Source organism: Rahnella sp. BCC 1045 (genome assembly GCF_019049615.1).
GTDB lineage: Bacteria > Pseudomonadota > Gammaproteobacteria > Enterobacterales > Enterobacteriaceae > Rahnella > Rahnella contaminans.
In genome coordinates this window covers 94,716-116,595 of record NZ_JAFMOZ010000124.1, presented here as the reverse complement: position 1 = coordinate 116,595, position 21,880 = coordinate 94,716, and the positions used below count along the sequence as shown (strand labels likewise).

The window sequence follows — 21,880 nt, the reverse complement described above, 5'->3', positions numbered from 1 at the left end:
CAATGGCTGATGCACACTTCAACTTTTTGATTTTGCTTTAATACCCACCCCAACCCTCCCCTTCGCCGGGGAGGGAGCTTTTAAATTCCTGAGGCATAGCAATGAGCAATAAAAACGATAATAAGTCCGTACAACAGGACGCGACTTCTTCTTCACGCCGCCGTTTACTCAAAGGCGTGGGATTGTTAGGCGGGGCATTTGCCCTCGGCGGCGCGGCCGGTGCGCAGGCAGAAAAAACACCGGGTGCCAAAAAAGAGTACACACCGGGAACCGTTTCTCCCGATGAACGCTGGGGCAAGCAGCCTTATTACGGCGAACATCAGGCAGGGATTTTAACGCCGCAGCAGGCGTCAATGATGCTGGTGGCGTTTGATGTTCTCGCGACCACCAAAGCCGATCTCGAGCGTCTATTCCGTCTGCTCGATACCCGTTTTGTCTTTCTGACTACCGGCGGCACGGCGCCATCGGTAGATCCGAAATTCCCGCCGATGGATTCGGGCGTAATGGGCGCGGAAATCTACCCGGATAATCTGACCATGACGCTTTCCGTGGGCGATTCGCTGTTTGACGAACGCTTCGGGCTGGCCGCTCACAAACCGCTTAAATTGCAGCGCATGGCGCGTTTTCCGAATGATTCCCTTGATGCCAAACTCTGCCACGGCGATTTGCTGTTGCAGATTTGCGCCAATAACAGCGACACCGTGGTTCACGCGCTTCGCGACATCATCAAGTACACGCCGGATTTACTCAGCGTGCGCTGGCGTCGTGACGGGTTTATTTCTTCCCACGCCGCGCGCAGCCAGGGCAAAGAAACGCCGGTTAACCTGCTGGGCTTTAAGGACGGCACGGCGAACCCGGATGCCAAAGATAAACCGCTGATGGACAAAGCCATCTGGGTAACTGCCGATCAGGGCGAACCGGGCTGGACGACCGGCGGCAGTTATCAGGCGGCGCGTCTGATCCCGTTCCACGTTGAGTTTTGGGATCGCACGCCACTTCAGGAACAGCAGACGATTTTTGGTCGCCACAAAGCGACCGGTGCGCCGCTGGGCATGGAAAAAGAGCATGATGTGCCGGATTACAGCAAAGATCCGGAAGGGAAGGTGATCCCGCTGGATGCGCACATTCGTCTGGCCAATCCGCGCACCAAAGAAACCGACGACAACCTGATGCTGCGTCGCGGCTACAGCTATTCGCTGGGCGTCACCAATTCCGGGCAACTGGAAATGGGGCTGCTGTTTGTCTGCTATCAGCACGATCTTGAGAAAGGTTTCCTGACGGTACAAAAACGCCTGAACGGTGAACCGCTTGAGGAATATATCCGGCCGGTCGGCGGCGGTTTCTTCTTTACGCTGCCGGGCATCCCGGATGAAAATCACTATCTGGGGCAAACCCTGATCGAAGCCTGATTTGTTTTCCTCCTCCGTTCCCCGCGGGGGAGGAATATTACCGGTCATCTTTTTTACCGTTCGTTACCGAATTCACGCCCTGTTAATACACCCGCGCACTCCTGAAAACGTCAGTAATGTCATGATGATAAATCGTTAACGGCTTTATCACGATGCCTGCCCTGAGACTGCTATGACCATCAACCATTCCCGCAGAAAACTGCTGATTTTCGGCATTGGCCTGTCGCTGGCGACACCGCGCCTGTACGCCGCACAAAAGGCCGTACGCGTTTCAATGATGTCCGATGCGCGCCAGATTACCGTATCCCTGCCCGCCGCCGATAAACGCAGCCGCGTATTCAGGCTCGGCGCACCGGAACGGGTGGTGATCGACATGCCGGTGGCGTCATTTCCGCCTGAACTGGAACATGCGCTGACCGTGGTCCGCCAAAAATTCCCGTGGATTGAGGAAGGGCGCATTGCCCATTTCAGCCCGGACGTGGCGCGTATTGTTCTGACGGTGAAGGGTAAACCGGTGATCACGCGCACCACAGAAAACGGCGTGATGAAGGTTGTCATCACGGAGGAAGGCCTCGCTGCACAAACGGCAGCGCAGGCTTTGCCTTTAGCCACCAAAGCGCCACTGGCGGAAAAACCCCTGCTGGTGATGATTGATCCCGGCCACGGCGGGAAGGACCCCGGCGCGATTGGCAATGAAGGGACCTATGAAAAACACGTGGTTCTGCACATCGCCAAACGGCTGCAAACCTTGCTGGATCAGCAGCACGGTATTCACGCGGTGCTGACGCGGCAGGATGACGTTTTTATTCCGCTTTATCACCGCGTCAGCCTGGCGCATCAGCACGAAGCCGACCTGTTTATTTCTATTCACGCCGACGGATTTACTAACGATCAGGTATCCGGCGCATCGGTTTTTGCGCTGTCAGAACACGGCGCGGGCAGCGCGATGGCGCGGTATCTTTCGCAGAGCGAGAACAGCGTCGACGTGCTGTATGACAATGATTTTAAGACCGACGATGAGTATCTGAAGGAGACGCTTTTCGACCTCGATCAGCACGAAACCATTCACCGCAGCATGGATTTCGGCAGCCATCTGGCGGCGAACATTGTCAAAGTGCATCACATGCACAGCCCGCATCCGGAACAGGCGGGCTTCGCGGTGCTGAAATCCCCGCGCATTCCGTCGGTGCTGGTGGAGACGTCCTTCATCACCAACAAGCAGGAAGAAAAACTGCTCGGCGAACCGGTCTTTCAGGAAAAGATGGCGAGGGCGCTGGCGGAGGGCATTAACAGTTATTTTCTCAACGAAAAGAAAAATAACTTGCTGAGCTGACGTGCGGTTTAACTGATGTTTTGTAAGCTGTTTAGAGAACCCAAACATCAGATATAAATGCGGAGTGCCTGCGTTGAATAATTCCGAAATTTCCAGCCCGTTATGGCGGCTGACGGCCGCGACATTGTGTACCGGCGTGCTGGCCGGTCTCGGTGGCATGATGCTGGCGCTGATCCTGCACTACATCCAGCATCTGGCCTTCGGTTACAGTCCGGATTTTATCATCAGCAGTGAAAGCTTTTTGCAGGGCGTCAGCGAAGCCACGCGCAGCCGGCGGCTGATCGTGCTGATTATCTGTGGTGCGGTTGCCGGCGCAGGCTGGTGGGCGCTGTACCGCTGGGGAAAACCGCTGGTGAGCATTGCCGCGGCGGTGAAATCAGAAAATCCGCGTATGCCGTTTGTCAGCACGACGATTCATGCGTTGCTGCAAATTATCACCGTCGCGCTCGGTTCGCCGCTCGGACGTGAGGTCGCGCCGCGCGAAATCGGTGCGGTCAGCGCAAACTGGCTGTCGCTGCGCTTCAGGCTGACGGCGCGCGAAACGCAAATCATGATTGCCTGCGGTGCAGGTGCGGGGCTGGCGGCGGTGTATAACGTTCCGCTTGGCGGCGCAGTGTTTGTGCTGGAAGTGCTGCTCGGTGCGTTCCGCTGGCCGCTGTTGCTGCCTGCAATAGCAACATCTTCTATTGCCGCGCTGGTGGCGTGGACAGGGCTGGGTAACGAATCGCAATATCACCTGATGCAGCTGAACACCACACCCGCCTTGCTGGTCTGGTCGGCGGTCATGGGGCCGGTATTTGGCCTTGCGGCTTACGGGTTTACGCGGATGACCAACCGGGCGAAAGCGCAGGCCCCGCGCGATGCGCGTCTGATTATCTATAACCTGCTCAATTTTGCGTTTATCGGCATTCTGGCGGGCTGGCTCCCGCAATTACTGGGCAACGGCAAAGGCCCGGCGCAGCTGAGTTTTGATAACCAGATTACCGTAGCGTTAGCGGCAACCGTGCTGGTGGGGAAACTGGTGATTACCTGGAGCACATTACGCGCCGGGGCGCAGGGCGGATTACTGACGCCGGGATTATCCAATGGCGCATTGCTGGCCTGTATTTTGGGCGCGCTGTGGAATATTTTCTGGCCGGGAACATCGCTGGGCGCATTTGCCATTATTGGCGCGGCGGCATTTCTGGCGTCCTCAATGAAAATGCCCGTCACCGCTATTGTGCTGATAATGGAGTTCACGCGGGTGGATCATGACTTCTTAATTCCGATCCTTTTTGCCGTCAGCGGGTCGGTCGCCTGCTTTACTTTATGCAGTAAAATCACGGATAAAAAATAACCAGGGCGAGGATCGTAAAAAAGATCCTCATGATCCTATTGACGACAGTCACAAATTTTTTTACATTTTGGTAACGCAAATGTTTCAGCTGTCATTATACTGAAATTATATCGCGGTAGTTTTCAGGATATACGGGATAAGTTTTCACGAGGTGTCCGGCAACTGCCGTTAATAACACTGCGGGGAGCGCGAATGGTAAAGTCCATGTTTGGGCTGTTGATTGAAAATAACATGCTTCACCCACTGACTCGTTGTTGTCGCGTAAAAGCAAACGAGGGTAAGGCCTCCGACTCTCCAATATTAACCAAAACACTTTCAGTATATTCCTACCGCTTTTTAGAGAAGTTATCATCCACGCACCATCAACCCTGTTCTTTAACTGACTCTTTCATCCCTTTTAAAACAACTGCGAAACGCATTGGCTTTTATTCTGGCAATTTCACTGTGCGGGTCAGCGGTTTGTCATTATCGAGGATTTTACTTTCATTGAGAGTTTTATTTTCGGTGGATATGACAATGCCTCCTTGTGAACAGAAAGCAGCCAAAAGATTATCTCATAATCGCTTTGGTCTATTTTCCTCTTCACGATATTCAATGGCTGTACTTGGTCTAAAAGGAGACCAAAACCTCATTTGTTAGTGAAACATAACCGTGCGGGCATTATGCCTTAGCGTTAAGTGAATCAAACTGTAAGGTGCCACTATGGGAAGACAGAAAGCAGTGATCAAAGCTCGTCGTGAAGCAAAACGTGTAATTCGTAATGATTCACGCAGTCACCGCCAGCGCGAGGAAGAATCTGTGACGTCATTGGTACAGATGGGCGGTTTGGAATCGATTGGCATGGCTCGCGACACTCGCGATACGTCCGTCATCGAAGCGCGTACTGAAGCTCAGGGTCATTACTTATCAGCCATAGAGAATAAGCAGTTAATTTTTGCTACCGGCGAAGCAGGCTGCGGCAAAACATTTATCAGCGCTGCGAAAGCGGCAGAGGCATTAATTCACAAAGAAATCGACAGGATTATTGTTACCCGTCCGGTTCTCCAGGCCGATGAAGATCTCGGTTTCCTGCCCGGCGATATATCAGAGAAATTTGCACCTTATTTCCGTCCGGTCTACGACATTCTGTTACGTCGTCTGGGGTCTTCCTTCCTGCAATATTGTTTGCGGCCGGAAATAGGGAAGGTTGAAATTGCGCCATTCGCTTATATGCGCGGGCGTACTTTCGAAAATGCGGTGGTTATTCTGGATGAAGCCCAGAATGTCACGGCCAGTCAGATGAAAATGTTCCTGACGCGTCTCGGTGAAAACGTGACGGTTATAGTTAACGGTGATATTACCCAGTGTGATTTACCACGTGGAGTTGTATCGGGGCTCAGCGATGCACTTTCCCGCTTCGAAGAAGACGAGATGGTCGGCATCATTAAGTTTGATAAACAGGACTGCGTCCGCTCTGAATTGTGCCAGAGAACGCTGAATGCTTATTCGTAATTAACCTTATTCTCACCACAATGCATCACATAATGAAAAAGGCCGCTCCTGTGAGCGGCCTTTCTTATAATGCTTCACCCCTTCGCAGGGATAAGCCAATGTTAAAGCATAATAATCATCATATAGGCGCAGAATAATGCCAGATGCGCCGTGCCGTTCAGGACATTGGTACGGCCTGTCGAGAAGGAAATCTGGCACAAAATCAGCACCGACAGCATGACCACGATGTTCGCCGGGTCCAGCCCGAAAATTAAGTTCTGGCCGGTCAGGGTGGCGATAACGGTCACCGCCGGAACGGTCAGAGAGATGGTCGCCAGCACCGAACCGAAGAACAGATTCATGGCGCGCTGTACCTGATTTTTCAGCACCGCTTTTAACGCACCCAAACCTTCCGGGGAAAGAATCAGCAGCGCCACCAGGAAACCGGTGAACTGCGCAGGCGCGTTCAGTTCAGTCAGCAGGCTTTCCAGCGGATTGGCGTTGAATTTGGTGACGGCAATGACCAGCACCAGATGCACCAGCAGCCACAGTGTGTGCGTCAGATTGCTTTTTGAAGAAGGCTTTCCGTGGCCGTCTTCTTCGCCTTCATCTTCATGTTCATAGATAAACAGGCTCTGGTGCGTTTTGGTCTGAATCAGCAGGAATACGCCGTACATGGCGGCGGAAATCACCGCAACAAACAGCGCCTGCGGCGTGCTGAAATTACCGCCCGGTAAGGCTGCGGGCAGAACAAGTACGATCACCGCCAGCGGGAAAATCGCCATCAGATACTGTTTAATGCCGCCGAGATTGACGTATTGCGTCGCAAATTTACGGCCACCCAGCAGCAGGGCGACACCCACCAGCCCGGCGGTCACGATCATGATGATGGAAAATAATGTGTCACGCATCAGCGCGGGCGCGGCGTCACCGGTTGCCATCAGGGCCGAAATCAGACTGACTTCGAGGATGACCACTGAAAGGCTGAGGATGAGCGAGCCGTAGGGTTCACCTAAGCGGTGAGCCAGGACGTCGGCGTGACGGACAACGCTGAATGCGCTGGCGAGAATACCGACCAGCGCAATTAAATTGATGCCCACGACGGAGGCGAAGTTACTGCTGTTGCCCCATAGGACGAGAACAATCAGGGCGGCAATAGGGAAAATCAGGGAGTATTCCTGATGGCGGGTTTTGATTTTTGGATGTTCCTGTGACGACACCATGATGATTATTCTCCTTATAAACACTCACGAAGTAACAACCGCCTGTCCCCGGTTGTCAGTAAAATGCATAGCAGCATAAAGATGTAACTCATTAAGTATAGTAGATAAATTAATCTGTTAACAGAAAAAAGTTGATGTTAGTCATTGAAATATCAGTTAGTCAGTATTTGTTGGTGGATAATTTGCATTAACTGTGCTTTTTTCTTTACTTAAATTTTATTGTTAATAAATTAAAGTTATAAATAACAGTTAGTTAGTTTTTGTTATGTGTTTAATGCTGGTGATGCGTCAATTTATGTAAATGATTACTATACCCATAAGGTTACTGCGCAAAAAACAGCTTTTTTTTCCCGAAAGAACAGAAACGCAGACTAATCTGGCAGGATCCATTGAGGGTAGCAGCTAGACTTATTATTGTGCACAGACTGAGCACACAATGAATGTGATGAAGATGAACGTAATGAAAAAGGAGAATAATCATGCCTTATCAGAATCGCTCAGCGCTACCCGATTCCGTGCGAAATGTCCTTCCTGCTCACGCGCAGGACATCTATAAAGAGGCCTTCAACAGCGCCTGGGACGAATATGCAAAAGCCAAAGACCGGCAGGGTGATGATTCGCGTGAGGAAACTGCGCATAAAGTGGCCTGGGCTGCGGTAAAACATGGCTATGAAAAAGGGGATGACGACAAGTGGCACCCCAGGAAATCCTGATATCCCCCGGCAGGCACCCGGACGCCGGGCCTGCCGGACTCCTCCTCCCAAACACTATTTCTCACGCCCGTTTTTTCTGATCCCCTGCTTAAAAGTCAATATTCTTACAATGTTCACAAAATAATCACTTTATTTTCGTTTTGTGATCCCCCGCAACCTTGATTGCAACGACAGAAACGAATAAGGTTTCAACAAACACGGGAATACTAAACTTCCTAAAATTTAAACGGCGGCCTCAGTTAAATGCCGGGCTTGTCCAATAACAGATATCACTCGCACCCACGACAGCGGAGAACACAGCGTTAACAGCATGGCATGTTCAAAAGTAAGTGGTACAGAAGGGGGGAATGAATGTTAACTCGAGATTTCCTGCGTAACGCAGATTGTAAAACAGCATTCGGCAATATCGACGAATCGATGCTACTGACCCCTGAACAACGCGCCGCCTCATTAGGTTGTGCTCTGGCGCGTCGCCCCGACAACAGCCCGGTGTGGATTTTTGGCTACGGTTCACTGATGTGGAACCCGGTCTTTGATTCCGAAGAGGCGCGTCCTGCCACCCTGCATGGTTATCACCGTGCATTCTGTTTACGTCTGACTTCCGGGCGAGGAACCCATGCCCAGCCGGGCCGTATGCTGGCGCTGCGCGACGGCGGAAAAACCACCGGTCTGGCGTTCCGTCTGCCGGAAGACAAACTGCATGAAGAGCTTGAACTGCTGTGGAAACGCGAAATGGTGACCGGCTGCTACCGTCCGACGTGGTGTGAGCTTGAGCTCGACGACGGGCGCAAAGTCACTGCGCTGGTTTTTATCATGGATCCGTCGCATCCGCAGTATGAAGCTGACACTGACTATCAGGTTATCGCACCGCTGATTGCGCAGGCCAGCGGACCGCTGGGCACCAACGCGCAATATCTGTTTGCGCTGGAAAAAGAGCTGAATAATTACGGCATGCGGGATGACTGCATGAGCGAGCTGGTGAAACAGGTGAGAATGCTTCTGTCTGTTTCACCCGGTTTTGATGTTCCCGGCCTGAGCTGATTTTCCTGAAACACGTTTTTCCGCTGCGCGGGCTCCCTGCGCAGCGTTTCCTTTCTCCGCAGTCGTTTTTATCTTTCTGAATTCAAGCGATTAGCCTTAGTTTCCTGCCGTTATGATTTCCGTTTGATACTTAAAACCCCCATTAACATCCTGTTTACTATGATTTTTTAACGAAAAGTCAGTTGCAATTGCAAAACGCCTGAGCATAATCCGAATGGTTTTAATAATTATTCTCATTATCGATTGAACTTTTCAGGGAATCCTCAATGCGCGCTCAACGTGAAATTTTTCACACGCCTGTTTTCGCCCGTAAATTGCTGCCAGTGGTGATCTCTGCCGCACTGGCCGCGGTTACGCTGCCTGCACATGCGGCCACCACCACAACACCCGCGACTGACGCTGTTGATACGGCGTCGTCTAAAACCGGCGACACCATTACTGTCACTGCCGCACAGACCGATTTTAAAGCGGGCGGCGAGACACCGGTGCCGGCATATCTTGACGGCGACGTGGCCAACGGCGGGCGTCTCGGCGTTCTGGGTCAGCAGGACGCCATGAATGTGCCGTTCAACGTCATCAGTTTCACCAACAAACTGATTCAGGATCAGCAAAGCCGCACGCTTGGTGATGTGCTTAATAACGACGCCAGCGTTCAGACCGGTTACGGCTACGGAAATTACGCGGAAACTTTCAACATTCGCGGGTTTGCGTTAGACGGCGAAGACATTTCCTACGGCGGCCTGTACGGCGTATTGCCGCGGCAGCTGGTGCCGATGGAACTGGCAGAGCGCGTGGAGCTGCTTAAAGGCTCCAGCGCCTTTCTTAACGGCGTACCGCCGGGCGGCACGGGCGTGGGCGGTAACGTCAACATTGAACCCAAACGCGCCACGGATACGCCAGTCAACCGCGTGACTGTTGATTACACCTCATCTTCTCAGGTGGGCGGCGCGGTGGATGTCGGTCGTCGTTTTGGTGATAACAACCAGTGGGGCGTGCGCGTCAACGCCGTGAACCGTGAAGGCGAAACGGCTGTTAATGACGAACACCGCCGCCTGACCATGGGCTCCGTTGGCCTCGATTATCGCGGCGATCGTTTCCGCTCTTCCTTTGATTTTGGCGTGACCAAACAGACTGTTCACGGTGGTCGTCCGGTTGTCTATCTGGGCAATGCGACCAAAGTGCCGGATGCGCCTTCAGCGACCAAAAACTACGGGCAGGATTTTGCTTCCAGTAATCTGGAAAATGAATTCGGTATGCTGAAAGCCGAATACGACGTGGCAGACGACTGGACCGTTTACGGCGCGGTGGGTATGAACCATGACCGTGAATACGGTAACTACAGCTCTCCGACGCTGAAAGATGACAACGGCAACGCCACCATGGGCCGTCTCACCGTGCCTTACGTCTCTGACAGCGTTGCCACGCAGGCGGGTGTCCGCGGTAAATTCGACACCGGCTTTATCAGCCACAGCGTGAATCTGGGCATGTCGAGCGTGTACCGCAAATACAAAACTGCGTACACCATGTCGGCATCGTCGATCAATACCAATATTTATGATCCGGTTGACGCCAGCTCTCCGGCCACTTTGTATGCGGGCGGTAGCATGGGCGATCCGGCGCTGCGTAACCGTGTCCAGAACGTCGGCGTGTCGGTTTCCGATACCTTATCGATGCTCGACGACCGTCTGCAACTGATTGCCGGTCTGCGCCGCCAGAACGTCATCGTGAAGGATTACAGCTACACCGGAACCGAAACTGACTCCTTTGAGCAGATGAAAGTCACGCCAGCCTTCGGCCTCGTCGTGAAACCGTGGGAACACGTTTCCTTCTACGCGAATCACATCGAAGCCTTGCAGGCCGGTGAAGTGTCAGGCACCACGTACAACGGAAAAGTCGTCACCAACGGTGGTCAGGCTTCCGGCATTGAAACCTCCAAACAGGATGAGGTCGGCGTGAAAACTGACTTTGGCCGTATTGCGGGCACATTGTCTCTTTATCAGATTAAGAAACCGGTCGGTATGTATCGCGCCACCGGCGACACCTATGAATATGGCACATACGGTGAAGTCCGTAACCGTGGCGTAGAGCTGAACGTGTTTGGCGAACCGGTGCTGGGTGTGCGTCTGAACGGCAGCGTGACCTGGATGAACCCGGAAATGACCCAAACGCAGGACGGTGCTTACAATGGCAAAGATGCGGTGGGTATTCCGCGTTACCAGTGGGTGCTTGGTGGCGAATGGGATATTCCCGGCGGCAGCGGTGTGACGGCGCTCGGCAAAGTGATCCGCTCCGGTTCGCAATATGCTGATGAAGAAAACAGCCTGAAAGTGGACGGCTGGACGCGTCTGGATCTTGGTTTGCGTTACGTGATGCCGGTCGGCCAAAACACGCTGACATGGCGTGCCAGTCTGGAAAACGTCACCAACGAAAAATACTGGGCATCAGCGACGGGCGGTTATCTGACGCAAGGTGACCCGCGTGAATTTAAGCTCTCCGCGACCTACGACTTCTGATTTTAAGGCACTCCCTTTCCTGCGCCGGGGAAGGGAGTTTTTTCACGTATTTTGTACAGTAACAATCCCCGGCAAACGCCCGTCCTGACTCATTAATAACCAATCAGATAACGTTATGCAAAATATGCATAACGATAGTATTTATCAGACTTTCTGGTAGGTTGAAGAAACTTTACACTAATAAGACGTTAGCAATTTCGCTACATTGGAGAGTGTTTCTTGATGAAAGCTTTATTACCGTCCGTCCTGTTTACGGCTATTGCGGCCAGCTTCTCTGTTCAGGCTGCCACGCCGCCGGACACACTGGTTATCGCCCAATCCATTGATGACACCTCCAGTTTTGACCCGGCTCAGGGTTTTGAGCTGACGACGGTTCAGGCTTTCAACAACATTTACCAGCGTCTGGTGCAGTCAGACCCGAAAAATCCAATCGATTTAAAACCGACGCTGGCGACTTCATGGGAAGCCGCGAAAGACAACCGCAGCCTGACGTTTACACTGTCGCCAAAAGCGGTGTTCGCCAGTGGTAATCCGCTGACCGCCGATGACGTTATTTTCTCGCTGTCGCGCGTGGTGAAGCTGAATCTTGAGCCCTCATTCATCCTGACGCAACTGGGCTGGACCGACAAAAACGTCGATACCTTCCTGACTAAACTCGATGACCATCACGTCAAAATCAGCTGGATCGCCGACGTCAGCCCGTCATTCGTGCTGAGCCTTCTGTCTGCGCCGGTGTCTTCCATCGTTGACAGCAAACTGGTGAAAACCAATGTTGCCGCTGACGATCTCGGTCACCAGTGGCTGAGCAACCACTCCGCCGGTTCCGGCCCGTACCAGATCCGTAACTATATTCCGCATGAAGTGGTCATTCTTTCCGCGAACCCGACCTCACCCGAAGGCGCGCCGAAGCTGAAAACCATTCTGATTAAAAACGTGCCGGATCCGGCTGCACGCCGCCTGCTGATTGAACAGGGTGATGCCGATATGGCGCGTAACCTCGGCTCCGACCAGATGGCTGCGCTGGAAGGCAAGAAGGGCGTGAAGCCGCTGGCGATCCCTTATGCTTCCCTGTATTTCCTGCAATTTAATGCCAAAGCTTCTCCGGCGCTGGGCAATCCGGCTTTCTGGGAAGCGGCACGTTACCTGTTTGACTACAACCACATCGCGCATGATCTGATGAAAAATCAGTTCCAGGTGCATCAGGCATTCCTGCCGGAAGGCTATCTCGGCGCGGTAAATGACACGCCGTACACCTATGATCCGGCCAAAGCCAAAGCGATTCTGGCCAAAGCAGGTCTCACGAATGTGAGCTTCACGCTCTCCACGTCAAACCAGCCACCGTATCTGGACATCGCGCAGGCCTTGCAGGCCAGCTTCGCGCAGGGCGGCGTGACCGTGAAACTGGATCCGGGCTTAAGCCAGCAGATCTCCACCAAAGTGAAATCACACGATTACGACGCGTACATGTCTTCGTGGGGCCCGGATTACTTTGACCCGAATACCAATGCCTCTGCGTTTGCGTTCAACCCGGAAGATGGCAGCAAAACGCTGGCATGGCGTGCTAACTGGTCAATTCCTGCCCTGAACAAACTGACGCTGGCCGCTATTGCAGAGCCCGATCAGGCAAAACGCGTGGCGGATTATCGTCAGCTGCAACTTGAAGTGCAGAAAAACTCACCGTTTGTCGTTGGTTTGCAGGCCAAAAGCCTGATTGCCGTGCGTGACAACATTAAAGGATATGTTCAGGGCATCAACCCGGACATGGTCTTCTACAGCAAGGTCACTAAGTAATGACAGACAGTTCAACGCCCGCCGGATTCGTCCGGCAGGGCTGGCGCTGGTCAGGCCGTTTGCTGACCGGCGTGATTTCGCTGGCGCTGACATTGCTCGGCTTGCTGGCGTTCACCTTTACGCTTTCCCATCTTGCCCCGATTGACCCGACGTTGCAGGTCGCGGGCGATCACGCCAGTGAGGCCACCTACGCGCAGGTACGTCGCGATCTGGGGCTGGACCAGTCGGTTCCCGTGCAGTTCGCCAAATATCTGGATCACCTCGCGCATGGCGATATGGGGATTTCCCGCATCACCGCGCAGCCGGTCGCCAGCGATCTGATGCGCACCTTTCCGGCGACGGTAGAACTGGCAACCTGTTCCATTTTGCTGGGCGGAACGCTGGGGATTTTGCTGGCGCTGCTGGCCGTGTGGAAACCCGGAAGCTGGCTGGATAACATCGCCCGGTTTGTTTCGCTGCTCGGTTATTCCGTGCCGATTTTCTGGTTAAGTCTGCTCGGCCTGCTGCTGTTTTACGCCGTACTGCACTGGGCGGGCGGCCCCGGACGGCTCGACGATTTGTACATGTACACCATGACGCCGCGCACCGGTTTTGTGCTGATTGATACCTGGCTTTCCGGCGACCGTGACATGTTCTACAACGCGATCAGCCATTTATGGTTACCGGTGACGGTGCTGGCGATGCTGTCGATGGCAGGGATTACGCGCCTTTTGCGTGCGTCCATGCTGGGCGAAATGAACAAAGAATACGTGATCCTGGCGCGCTCAAAAGGCGCGGGCAGGGTGCGCGTGTTGCTGTGCCACGTCTTCCCGAACGTGCTGGGCACGCTGATTACCGTGCTCACCCTTTCTTATGCCAGCCTGCTGGAAGGGGCGGTACTGACGGAAACCGTGTTTGCCTGGCCTGGCGTCGGACGTTACCTGACCACTGCGCTGTTTGCAGCGGATACCCCGGCCATTCTCGGCGCAACATTGCTGATCGGCACCTGTTTCGTGCTGCTCAATGCGCTGGCTGACGCCCTTACTTATTTGCTCGATCCGCGGACCCGGTAGTTTTCGCTTATGACTCAACAAATGATCCCTGAACAACCGGCGCAGGCTGACGCCGGGGCTAACGTCTGGAAGCCCGCGCGCCGTATCACTGCGCTCTCGGTCGGCCTGGTACTGGTGGCAATTCTGGTGCTGACCGCGCTGCTCGCACCGCTGCTTGCGCCTTTTGACCCCAATATTCAGCACATCGAATTACGCCTGCTGCCGCCGTCCGGCGCGCACTGGCTGGGCACTGACGGCTTTGGCCGCGATCTGCTTTCCCGCGTGATTTACGGCGCACGTCCGACACTGCTGCTGGTGTCGCTTATCCTGATCCTGACCATCCCGGTGGGGCTGTTAATCGGCATCAGCGCCGGGTATATCGGTGGCTGGTTTGAGCGCATTCTGATGCGCCTGACCGACATCGTGATGTCATTGCCGAGTCTGGTCATGGCACTGGCACTTGTCGCTATTATGGGGCCGGGGCTGATGAATGGCGCACTGGCGCTGGCCTTCACCAGTTGGCCGCCGTTTGCGCGTCAGGCGCGGGCGGAAACGCTGGCGCTGCGGCGCAGTGATTATCTGGCGGCGGCGAGAATGCAGGGCATCGGCGGTTTGCGTCTGATGTTCGGCCATATTCTGCCGTTGTGTCTGCCCAGCGCGGTCGTGCGTGCGGCACTCAGTCTGGGCGGCATTATTCTGGCGTCTGCCGGTCTGGGGTTCCTGGGTATGGGCATTCAGCCACCGACCGCCGAATGGGGCTCGATGGTTGCCGAAGGCAGTAAAGTGATTTTCGACCAGTGGTGGGTAGCGGCTGCGCCGGGTGGTGCAATTCTGTTTGCCAGTCTGGCTTTCAACCTGCTGGGCGACGGCCTGCGTGACAAAATGGATCCACGACATGGCAACTGATGCTCAAACGCTTCATCAGCAACACAATCACCAGAAGACGCAGCACACCGACCGGCTGACGGCGAAAGATCTCACCATTTATCTGCCGGGCGAACGCCCGCTGGAACTGGTGAAATCGCTCTCTTTCAGCGTCGGGCAGGAACGTGTGGCGCTGGTGGGGGAATCGGGTTCCGGTAAATCCCTGACCGCGCGCGCCCTGATGGGATTACTGCCGCACCCGTGCAAGCTGCGCGCTTCCGAGCTGACGCTCGGTGACAATGATCTGACCACGCTGAAAGAACGCGAGTGGAGCCGTCTTCGCGGGAACCGTGTGTCGATGGTGATGCAGGATCCGAAACATGCGCTGAATCCGACGCAGAAAATCGGCAAACAGGTGGAAGAACCGCTGCGCCTGCATACGCGTCTTGGCCGCAAAGAGCGGCAGGAAAAAGTCGCCGATATGCTTAACGCCGTCGGCCTGCCGAATCCGGCCTTCCTGCAACAACAATATCCGCATCAGCTTTCCGGCGGGATGGGCCAGCGCGTGATGCTGGCGATTGCGCTGATCAACGATCCGCAATGGCTGATTGCTGATGAACCGACGTCTGCGCTGGATTTCGACATGCGCGAACAGGTTCTCGGACTGATTGAACGGCTGGTGGAACAGCGCAACATGGGGCTGATTCTGATCAGCCACGACCTGCAACAGGTTGCGCACCACTGCGAGCGCGTGCTGGTGATGTACAAGGGCGAATTGCTGGATGAACTGCCGGCAGACCAGCTGGCGCAGGCCACGCATCCGTATACGCATACGCTGTGGTCATGCCGTCCGAGCAAATTTACGCACGGAGAACGCCTGCCGGTGCTGGATCGCGCACTGCTGGCGTCACTGAAAAAGGAATCTCGCCATGACTGAAATCGTTGCGGAACTGGATAAGCTGAGCGTTTCGCACCGTCAGGGTTACGAAGTGCGTACCGTGGTGCATAACGTCAGCCTGACGATTAACAAAGGCGAATGTTTCGGTCTGGTCGGGCCGTCCGGCTGCGGTAAATCCTCTTTGCTGTGGGTACTCGCCGGGCTGAACGGCAACTGGGACGGCAGCCTGACGCTGCTGGATCATAAAGTGAAACCGGGCAAACCGTTTACCGGCAGCCTGCGCCGCGATGTGCAGATGGTATTTCAGGATCCGTATGCCTCGCTGCACCCGAAACACAAGCTGCTGCGCACGCTGGCGGAGCCGCTGAAAATCCTCAAAGAGCAGGATATCGAACAGAAAATTGCCGAAGGTTTCCGTCAGGTCGGGCTGGATCCGGTGCTGATGAACCGCTATCCGCACCAGCTTTCCGGCGGCCAGCGTCAGCGCGTGGCGATTGTGCGTGCACTGTTGCTTAAACCCAAACTGCTGCTGCTCGATGAACCGACCTCCGCGCTGGATATGTCGGTACAGGCGGAAATCCTCAATCTTCTGAATGACCTGAAAGCGACCAGCGATCTGACCATGATTCTGGTGAGCCACGATGCGGATGTGATTGATCATATGTGTGATCGGGCGGTGCATATGGCCAAGGGGTATGTGCTGAGCTGAAGCTGTTGAGGGTTTTAAGTTCAAATTCAAGGCCATATTCACGGTCAAATTCAAAACCGTGGGCGTCGGCCCTCAGCGACTTGGGGGCGGCATATCGCCGCCGTCCCGCAGGTCCCCGGTACGCTCCGTTCAGCAAGATTTTGATCGCGCCATAGTGGCTTTATAAAAAGCGAGTCTTTTTCATTCCTTAATCTATTTTATTAAAATACATAGCTTTATTTCATTGTTCTGGCCTTGCCGCTGCACCTCTACACTCGGAAAAACTGTCTTTTCACCTGTGGAGATCGACCTCAATGAAAGTACGTGTTCCTTCCCTGTTATTCCTGCTGCTGATGGCCGTGACCCGCGTGGATGCGGCGACGCCAAAAGATACACTGGTCGTCGCAGGTTCGCTCGAAGGCATTATCAGTCTGGATCCGGCGGAAAGTTTTGAAACCGTCAGTTCCGGCAATCTGGTAAACCTTTATCAGCAACTGGTGCAATCCGACCGGCAGCATCCCGATAAGCTCGACCCGGACGCCGCTGCCAGCTGGCAGCCGGGGCCGGACGCGCACAGTCTGATCTTCACCCTCAAGCCTGGCCAGAAATTTTCCAGCGGCAATCCGGTGACGGCCGACGATGTGATTTATTCGTTTACCCGCGTGGTGAAACTCAATAAAAGCCCGTCGTTTATTCTCGGTGAACTGGGCTGGACGCCGGATAACGTGGACGGCAATCTGAAAAAAATTGCTGACGACAAAGTGCAGCTTAGCTGGCCGGCCGATATCGGCAGCGGGCTGGTGCTGAGCATTCTGTCCGCGCCGGTCGCCGGGATTGTGGACAGCAAATTGCTGAAAGAGCATGTCGATCAGAATGATTTCGGCAACAGCTGGCTGCGTTCACGCTCTGCGGGCAGCGGCGCGTTTGAAGTGCGTAACTATGTGCCGCACGAAGCGCTGATTTTCAAACGTAACCCGAACGCTAAACCGCTGGCGAAGATTGAGAATGTGCTGTTTAAAAACGTGGGCGACCCGTCAACGCGCCGTCTGCTGGTGCTGAACGGCGATGCGGACGTGGCTTACGATTTGGGTGCTGACCAGTTCAGCTCGCTGCAAAAAGAGAAGGGGGTTCACGTTGCGCAATTCCCGGCGGCCAAAGTGTTCTATCTGGCGTTTAACGTTGGCGATACCACGCAACCGGCGCTGGCAAACCCTGCGCTGTGGGAAGCAGCGCGCTGGCTGGTCGATTATCAGGGGATTTCTACCGACCTGCTGAAAGGCCAGTACGGTATTCATCAGACCTTCCTGCCGGACGGTCTGGCGGGCGCGATTGACGATCAGCCCTATAAATACGATGTCGCCAAAGCCAAAGCGATTCTGAGCAAAGGCGGGATTGCGCCGGGCACCAAAATCGATTTAATCGTGATCAACCAGCCACCGTATTCTGATATTGCGCAGGCATTGCAGGCCAGTTTCGCCAAAGCGGATATCAATTTAGTGGTACATCCGCTGGTGGAAAGCGACGTGCTTACCCGCATGCGCGCGCACAAATTCCAGTCGATCTTCACTTACTGGGGCGCGGATTACCTCGACCCGAACACTAACGCCAGCACCTTCGCCTATAACGTGCCAAACGGCCCGAAAACGCTGGCGCAACGCATTCAGTGGGTGATCCCGGAAATCAGTAAACAAACGCGCGCAGCCGCGGCGGAATCTGATCCGACCAAACGTAAAGCGCTGTACGCCGATTTACAACGCGAACTGCAAAAAAACTCGCCGTTTGTGGTGGCGCTGCAAAGCAAATTGCTGGTGGCAATACGCGATAACGTGAAAGGTGCAAGCCAGAACGTGGCGGGCAGCCAGTTGTATCTGGATACGGTGACGAAGGAATAAGGGGCTTTATGAACCCGTATTCCTGAGTATTGTGAAAATTTAGGTTTCGCACGAACGGTGATTACTCCGCAACAATGGCCGAAACTGCCCAAAGGAGGAAAGTGCTTTTCCTCCTTTGGATCCCTCCACGCCCGACTTTTTTTGTCCTACTATTACCTCACATCCCATCACTAAGACCTCCATGCAGACTCAATCTACTCGGCAAAAAACCGGTGCGGTGTGCTTCGCCCTCGGCGGTGTTCTGTATTTACTGGCGGAAAAAATCAGTTCCACGGGCTGGCGGGATCCTTCCTATTCATATCTGCATAATTACATCAGCGATTTGGGTATTACCTCGTGTGGCATGACGCCGGACGGCCGCGACATTCGCTCACCGCTGCATAACGTGATGAACGCGGGTTTCGCGGCCGAAGGCATTCTGTTCTTTATAGCCTGCTGGCTGCTACGCCCGTTATTCAGCGGTCCGGGTCGCAACGTATTTCTCTTATCCGGTTTGCTGCATGCTATCGGCGGTGTGCTGATTGCGCTGTTCCACAGCGGTGGCAGTACGGGCGGTGTGACGGTTCATCAGGCCGGCGCGGTGCTGGCGATTGCGGGCGGCAATGTGTGTTTGCTGTCGGCGGGCTGGATGAAACGTCGCCGCACAGGATGGCGGGCATTTTCACTTTTCAGCCTGGCGCTGGGCTGTACCGGGCTGGTCAGTATGGTGACAATCTCGTCCGGCATTCTGCCTACCGGTCTTATCGAGCGGATGTCCGTTTATCCCATCACGTTTTGGCAGATACTCACCGGGTTCTGGATCATGACGTCCAGAAAGCAAAGTGCGTGAAAACCAAAAATTTCACCGTTTCGTTGTAAATTGATACTCTTACCCCGCCAATGTTCAGACCACTGAGACCCTATGAGCCTGAAAGCCCTCAATCCTGAATCCCTGCAAAAGAGCGACCTGATTAATTTGCTGATTGCCATACCCGCCGGGATCGTCGCCGCGCTGGTGACTATTGCGTTTCGTGGGGCGATTTCCGGCATCAACGGTCTGATGTTCACCGACGGCAGCGATATCACCAAAGCGTTCAGCGAATACCCGCGAATAGTCTGGCCGGTGATCACCACGGCGGGCGGGGTGCTTGCCGGATTCATTTTGCTGTGGGCGCTGCGCCACGAAAGCAGGCACGGCAAGATGCCGGATTATCTGGACGTTATCGATCAGCGTTTACCGGGTATTCCGGTGGTGAGTACCGTGCTGCGCGGGCTGTCGTCGCTGGCCAGTATCGCCAGCGGCGGTTCTATCGGGCGGGAAGGCGCGATGGTGCAGCTTTCTGCCCTGAGCGGCAGCCTGCTCGGGCGGCTCTCGCGTTTTCAGGGCGTTCATCAGTCAGATATTATCGCGATGGCCGCGGCGGGCGGGCTGGCGGCGGTCTATCACGCGCCGTTTGCCGGTGCGCTGTTTGTGGCGGAAATCGCCTTTGGCGTGACTGCCGTTCAGCGGCTGATCCCGCTGTTTATTTCGGCGTCAGTTGCGGTGCTCACGGTCAGATCACTGACGGATTACGCGCCGCTCTATCTCTATTCCTCTGTTTCTTTCAGTCCGTCTTTGGGGGCGATTTTCACCGTGCTGTTTATCGGTGTGGCGACGGGCATTCTCGGGCCATTATTCATCTCGTCTATCGATAAAGTCCGTCAGTGGATGAAACCCATTTCGCATCCGGCGCTGCGCCTCGGGCTGGGTGGCCTGGGCGTCGGGCTGGTGGCGATGATCTCGCCGCTGGTGCTCGGCAACGGTTTTGAAGTGATTGATTTAATACTCAATAACGGCGATTTACAGACGCCACTGCTGGTGCTGCTGATCCTGAAAATTGTTGCCACGGCGATCACCATCGGTTCCGGTGCGGTCGGCGGTTTGTTTACGCCCTCGCTGCTGATCGGCGCGGCGGGCGGGGCGCTGGTGTGTACTTTTCTGCAATGGCTGGGGTTTGATCCCGGTCCGGTCGGGCTGTATGCCGCCATCGGCATGAGCGCGCTGCTGGCGGCGACCAGCCATGCGCCGCTGATGTCGATCATGATGGCGTTCGAAATGACGCTCAACAGTTCGCTGTTATTCCCGCTGATGCTGGCGACGGCGATTTCGTATGTGGTCGCCTCGCGGCTGAAAGTGGGTGGAACCTATCCAGTGCTGGCGCGGCACAACGCGCGCTTTGCCGCAAAAAATGCGTTTGAATACAGCACGGTGGCCTCGCTGATTACGCCGTGCTCAAAAATGTACGTTGACGCCACGCTTTCGGAAGTGGTGAGTGAAGGGCTGAAACAGCGCACGCGGTATGTGTACGTGGTGGACAGGGAGGAACGCTTTCTCGGGGTGGTGCCGACCAACGTGGTCGCCAGCGGGATTATTGACGGCAGCCTGAAAGCCGGCAGCGCGATTGACCCGTTTATCGAACAGGAATTTACCACACTCTTTCAGCACGCCAGCTACGAACAGGCCTGGGCAATGTTCAGCAATTCACCGCTCGAACGCCTGCCGGTGCTGGAAAACGCCGAATCACGCCGTTTGCTGGGCGTGATCACCAAAGCGGCTTTGCTCAGTAAAGCCAAAGACTTTCTGTAACCGCGCAATCCACTAGCCGTCGTCGCGGCGTTTAAACGCGTACCAGCCCGCCAGAAGGGTGAATAACCCGACAATCACCACCAGCAGGATAAAACCGTGGTGATTGCCGGCGAGCGGAATTCCTCCCACGTTCATGCCGAAAAAGCCCGCCACAATGTTGATGGGCAACGCCAGCACGGTAATGACGGTCAGCACGTACAGCGTGCGGTTGCTTTGCTCCATCTGGCGCGAAGTGATCTCTTCCTGAAGCAGGCGGATACGTTCGGTCAGCGCAATCAGGTCATTGAGCACAACGGAAAACTCTTCGGCAAACTGGCGTAAATCCTGCACCACGCCTGGCGCAATCCAGGCCGGAGGGCGATTGAGCAGGCGGAAAAGCGCCGTCGGTTCCGGGGCGAGTAAACGCTGGAAACGCAAAAGCATACGCCGTAAACGCCCCAGATTGGCGCGGTTCTTTTTGACGTGATGGCTCAGCAGGCGCTCTTCGATGGTGTCCACGTACTGATTGGCGCGACGGACAATCTGCTCAAGCAAATCCTCCTGTTCTTGCAGCAGATGCACCAGCAGCGCCGTCGGCGTGGTGATGTTCAGATGCTCCAGGCGTTTGAATAACTGCTCGATCAGCCGCACCGGTTTGTGGCGCGCGGTAACCACCAGTTGCTGATGACAACTCAGCCACAGCGTCGAGACTTCATCACTGGCTTCATCCGGGCGAAAAATGACGTCGTTGAGCACCGCCAGTAACGTGTCATCGAGCCTTTCGATGCGCGTACTGCGCGAACCTTCACGGATTTCTTCAAAGAAAACCTCACCGACGCCGAAATGCTTCTTCAGCCATTTTTCGGACATGGCGTGATTAAGATTAACGTGGATCCAGACGAATCCCTGATCGTGGCAGATCTGCTGATAAGCTTCCTGAACCTGCTGCGAGGAAACGCGTTCAGCGGGGCGGTGTGGGCGAAAAACGAAGCCGTAAATCATTCCGGTGACTTCATCGTTGAAATTAAGAACGGCGGGTTTTTCTGTCTGCATTAAGGGTTTCTGGTAGCCAAAACGGGTCGCTCCATTACGCC

General features: G+C 54.7%; 18 protein-coding genes. 16 read left to right on the top strand and 2 right to left on the bottom strand.

The window, feature by feature from the left end; translation table 11 throughout:
• The first annotated feature begins 101 nt into the window (after window positions 1-101).
• The 5 genes from efeB (at window position 102) to phoH (ending at window position 5,569) form a co-directional block, all read left to right on the top strand.
• On the top strand, window positions 102-1,409 hold the full coding sequence (gene efeB, locus J1782_RS11855; protein ID WP_152326998.1) for an iron uptake transporter deferrochelatase/peroxidase subunit: 1,308 nt from the start codon (window positions 102-104) through the stop codon (window positions 1,407-1,409).
• Between the two features lie 172 nt (window positions 1,410-1,581).
• Window positions 1,582-2,742 (top strand): N-acetylmuramoyl-L-alanine amidase, encoded by a 1,161-nt coding sequence (locus tag J1782_RS11850; RefSeq protein WP_217153206.1) that lies wholly within the window; start codon window positions 1,582-1,584, stop codon window positions 2,740-2,742.
• Window positions 2,743-2,815: 73 nt separating this feature from the next.
• A complete protein-coding gene (locus tag J1782_RS11845; RefSeq protein ID WP_254303059.1) occupies window positions 2,816-4,078 on the top strand; it encodes a chloride channel protein in 1,263 nt (420 codons plus the stop codon).
• A gap of 192 nt (window positions 4,079-4,270) precedes the next feature.
• Window positions 4,271-4,717, top strand: a complete 447-nt coding sequence (locus tag J1782_RS11840; protein ID WP_152327000.1) for a hypothetical protein — start codon at window positions 4,271-4,273, stop codon at window positions 4,715-4,717.
• 63 nt (window positions 4,718-4,780) lie between these two features.
• On the top strand, window positions 4,781-5,569 hold the full coding sequence (phoH, locus tag J1782_RS11835) for a phosphate starvation-inducible protein PhoH (protein ID WP_152327001.1): 789 nt from the start codon (window positions 4,781-4,783) through the stop codon (window positions 5,567-5,569).
• 101 nt (window positions 5,570-5,670) lie between these two features.
• On the opposite strand, the gene chaA is transcribed toward phoH, so the two are convergent.
• Window positions 5,671-6,771: a sodium-potassium/proton antiporter ChaA gene (gene chaA / locus J1782_RS11830; protein ID WP_152327002.1), complete on the bottom strand. Its 1,101-nt coding sequence runs from the start codon at window positions 6,769-6,771 to the stop codon at window positions 5,671-5,673.
• A 479-nt stretch (window positions 6,772-7,250) separates the two neighbouring features.
• On the opposite strand from chaA, the gene chaB reads away from it, so the two are divergent.
• The 11 genes from chaB to J1782_RS11775 all read left to right on the top strand — a co-directional run bounded on the left by chaB (window position 7,251) and on the right by J1782_RS11775 (window position 20,807).
• Window positions 7,251-7,484, top strand: a complete 234-nt coding sequence (gene chaB / locus J1782_RS11825; RefSeq protein ID WP_165057850.1) for a putative cation transport regulator ChaB — start codon at window positions 7,251-7,253, stop codon at window positions 7,482-7,484.
• Between the two features lie 351 nt (window positions 7,485-7,835).
• The gene (locus J1782_RS11820; protein ID WP_152327004.1) at window positions 7,836-8,525 is read left to right on the top strand and encodes a gamma-glutamylcyclotransferase; all 690 of its coding nucleotides are present in this window, start codon (window positions 7,836-7,838) and stop codon (window positions 8,523-8,525) included.
• Window positions 8,526-8,791: 266 nt separating this feature from the next.
• Window positions 8,792-11,038: a TonB-dependent siderophore receptor gene (locus J1782_RS11815; protein ID WP_152327005.1), complete on the top strand. Its 2,247-nt coding sequence runs from the start codon at window positions 8,792-8,794 to the stop codon at window positions 11,036-11,038.
• Window positions 11,039-11,260: 222 nt separating this feature from the next.
• The gene (locus J1782_RS11810; protein WP_217153205.1) at window positions 11,261-12,829 is read left to right on the top strand and encodes an ABC transporter substrate-binding protein; all 1,569 of its coding nucleotides are present in this window, start codon (window positions 11,261-11,263) and stop codon (window positions 12,827-12,829) included.
• Window positions 12,829-13,881: an ABC transporter permease gene (locus tag J1782_RS11805; protein WP_152327007.1), complete on the top strand. Its 1,053-nt coding sequence runs from the start codon at window positions 12,829-12,831 to the stop codon at window positions 13,879-13,881. Before J1782_RS11810 ends, J1782_RS11805 begins: the two co-directional genes overlap by 1 nt.
• A gap of 21 nt (window positions 13,882-13,902) precedes the next feature.
• On the top strand, window positions 13,903-14,766 hold the full coding sequence (locus J1782_RS11800; RefSeq protein ID WP_371819775.1) for an ABC transporter permease: 864 nt from the start codon (window positions 13,903-13,905) through the stop codon (window positions 14,764-14,766).
• On the top strand, window positions 14,756-15,661 hold the full coding sequence (locus J1782_RS11795) for an ABC transporter ATP-binding protein (RefSeq protein ID WP_235937314.1): 906 nt from the start codon (window positions 14,756-14,758) through the stop codon (window positions 15,659-15,661). Before J1782_RS11800 ends, J1782_RS11795 begins: the two co-directional genes overlap by 11 nt.
• Window positions 15,654-16,331, top strand: coding sequence for an ABC transporter ATP-binding protein (locus J1782_RS11790; protein WP_217153204.1), 678 nt, complete (start codon window positions 15,654-15,656; stop codon window positions 16,329-16,331). The genes J1782_RS11795 and J1782_RS11790 overlap by 8 nt, the downstream gene beginning before the upstream one ends.
• A gap of 293 nt (window positions 16,332-16,624) precedes the next feature.
• On the top strand, window positions 16,625-18,202 hold the full coding sequence (locus J1782_RS11785; RefSeq protein ID WP_217153203.1) for an ABC transporter substrate-binding protein: 1,578 nt from the start codon (window positions 16,625-16,627) through the stop codon (window positions 18,200-18,202).
• 181 nt (window positions 18,203-18,383) lie between these two features.
• Window positions 18,384-19,031 carry a DUF998 domain-containing protein gene (locus J1782_RS11780; protein WP_217153202.1) on the top strand — a complete coding sequence of 216 codons (648 nt, stop codon included), beginning with the start codon at window positions 18,384-18,386 and terminating at the stop codon, window positions 19,029-19,031.
• 72 nt (window positions 19,032-19,103) lie between these two features.
• On the top strand, window positions 19,104-20,807 hold the full coding sequence (locus tag J1782_RS11775) for a chloride channel protein (protein ID WP_217153201.1): 1,704 nt from the start codon (window positions 19,104-19,106) through the stop codon (window positions 20,805-20,807).
• Window positions 20,808-20,819: 12 nt separating this feature from the next.
• Here J1782_RS11775 and J1782_RS11770 read toward each other — a convergent pair whose 3' ends face one another.
• On the bottom strand, window positions 20,820-21,839 hold the full coding sequence (locus J1782_RS11770) for a transporter (protein ID WP_208951997.1): 1,020 nt from the start codon (window positions 21,837-21,839) through the stop codon (window positions 20,820-20,822).
• Window positions 21,840-21,880: the final 41 nt, after the last annotated feature.

Bases quoted from the DNA above. Each gene is read 5' to 3' on its own strand.
- efeB (WP_152326998.1), top strand. From the start codon at position 102: ATGAGCAATAAAAACGATAATAAGTCCGTACAACAGGACGCGACTTCT.
- J1782_RS11850 (WP_217153206.1), top strand. From the start codon at position 1,582: ATGACCATCAACCATTCCCGCAGAAAACTGCTGATTTTCGGCATTGGC.
- J1782_RS11840 (WP_152327000.1), top strand. From the start codon at position 4,271: ATGGTAAAGTCCATGTTTGGGCTGTTGATTGAAAATAACATGCTTCAC.
- phoH (WP_152327001.1), top strand. From the start codon at position 4,781: ATGGGAAGACAGAAAGCAGTGATCAAAGCTCGTCGTGAAGCAAAACGT.
- chaA (WP_152327002.1), bottom strand. From the start codon at position 6,771: ATGGTGTCGTCACAGGAACATCCAAAAATCAAAACCCGCCATCAGGAA.
- chaB (WP_165057850.1), top strand. From the start codon at position 7,251: ATGCCTTATCAGAATCGCTCAGCGCTACCCGATTCCGTGCGAAATGTC.
- J1782_RS11820 (WP_152327004.1), top strand. From the start codon at position 7,836: ATGTTAACTCGAGATTTCCTGCGTAACGCAGATTGTAAAACAGCATTC.
- J1782_RS11815 (WP_152327005.1), top strand. From the start codon at position 8,792: ATGCGCGCTCAACGTGAAATTTTTCACACGCCTGTTTTCGCCCGTAAA.
- J1782_RS11810 (WP_217153205.1), top strand. From the start codon at position 11,261: ATGAAAGCTTTATTACCGTCCGTCCTGTTTACGGCTATTGCGGCCAGC.
- J1782_RS11805 (WP_152327007.1), top strand. From the start codon at position 12,829: ATGACAGACAGTTCAACGCCCGCCGGATTCGTCCGGCAGGGCTGGCGC.
- J1782_RS11800 (WP_371819775.1), top strand. From the start codon at position 13,903: ATGATCCCTGAACAACCGGCGCAGGCTGACGCCGGGGCTAACGTCTGG.
- J1782_RS11795 (WP_235937314.1), top strand. From the start codon at position 14,756: ATGGCAACTGATGCTCAAACGCTTCATCAGCAACACAATCACCAGAAG.
- J1782_RS11790 (WP_217153204.1), top strand. From the start codon at position 15,654: ATGACTGAAATCGTTGCGGAACTGGATAAGCTGAGCGTTTCGCACCGT.
- J1782_RS11785 (WP_217153203.1), top strand. From the start codon at position 16,625: ATGAAAGTACGTGTTCCTTCCCTGTTATTCCTGCTGCTGATGGCCGTG.
- J1782_RS11780 (WP_217153202.1), top strand. From the start codon at position 18,384: ATGCAGACTCAATCTACTCGGCAAAAAACCGGTGCGGTGTGCTTCGCC.
- J1782_RS11775 (WP_217153201.1), top strand. From the start codon at position 19,104: ATGAGCCTGAAAGCCCTCAATCCTGAATCCCTGCAAAAGAGCGACCTG.
- J1782_RS11770 (WP_208951997.1), bottom strand. From the start codon at position 21,839: ATGCAGACAGAAAAACCCGCCGTTCTTAATTTCAACGATGAAGTCACC.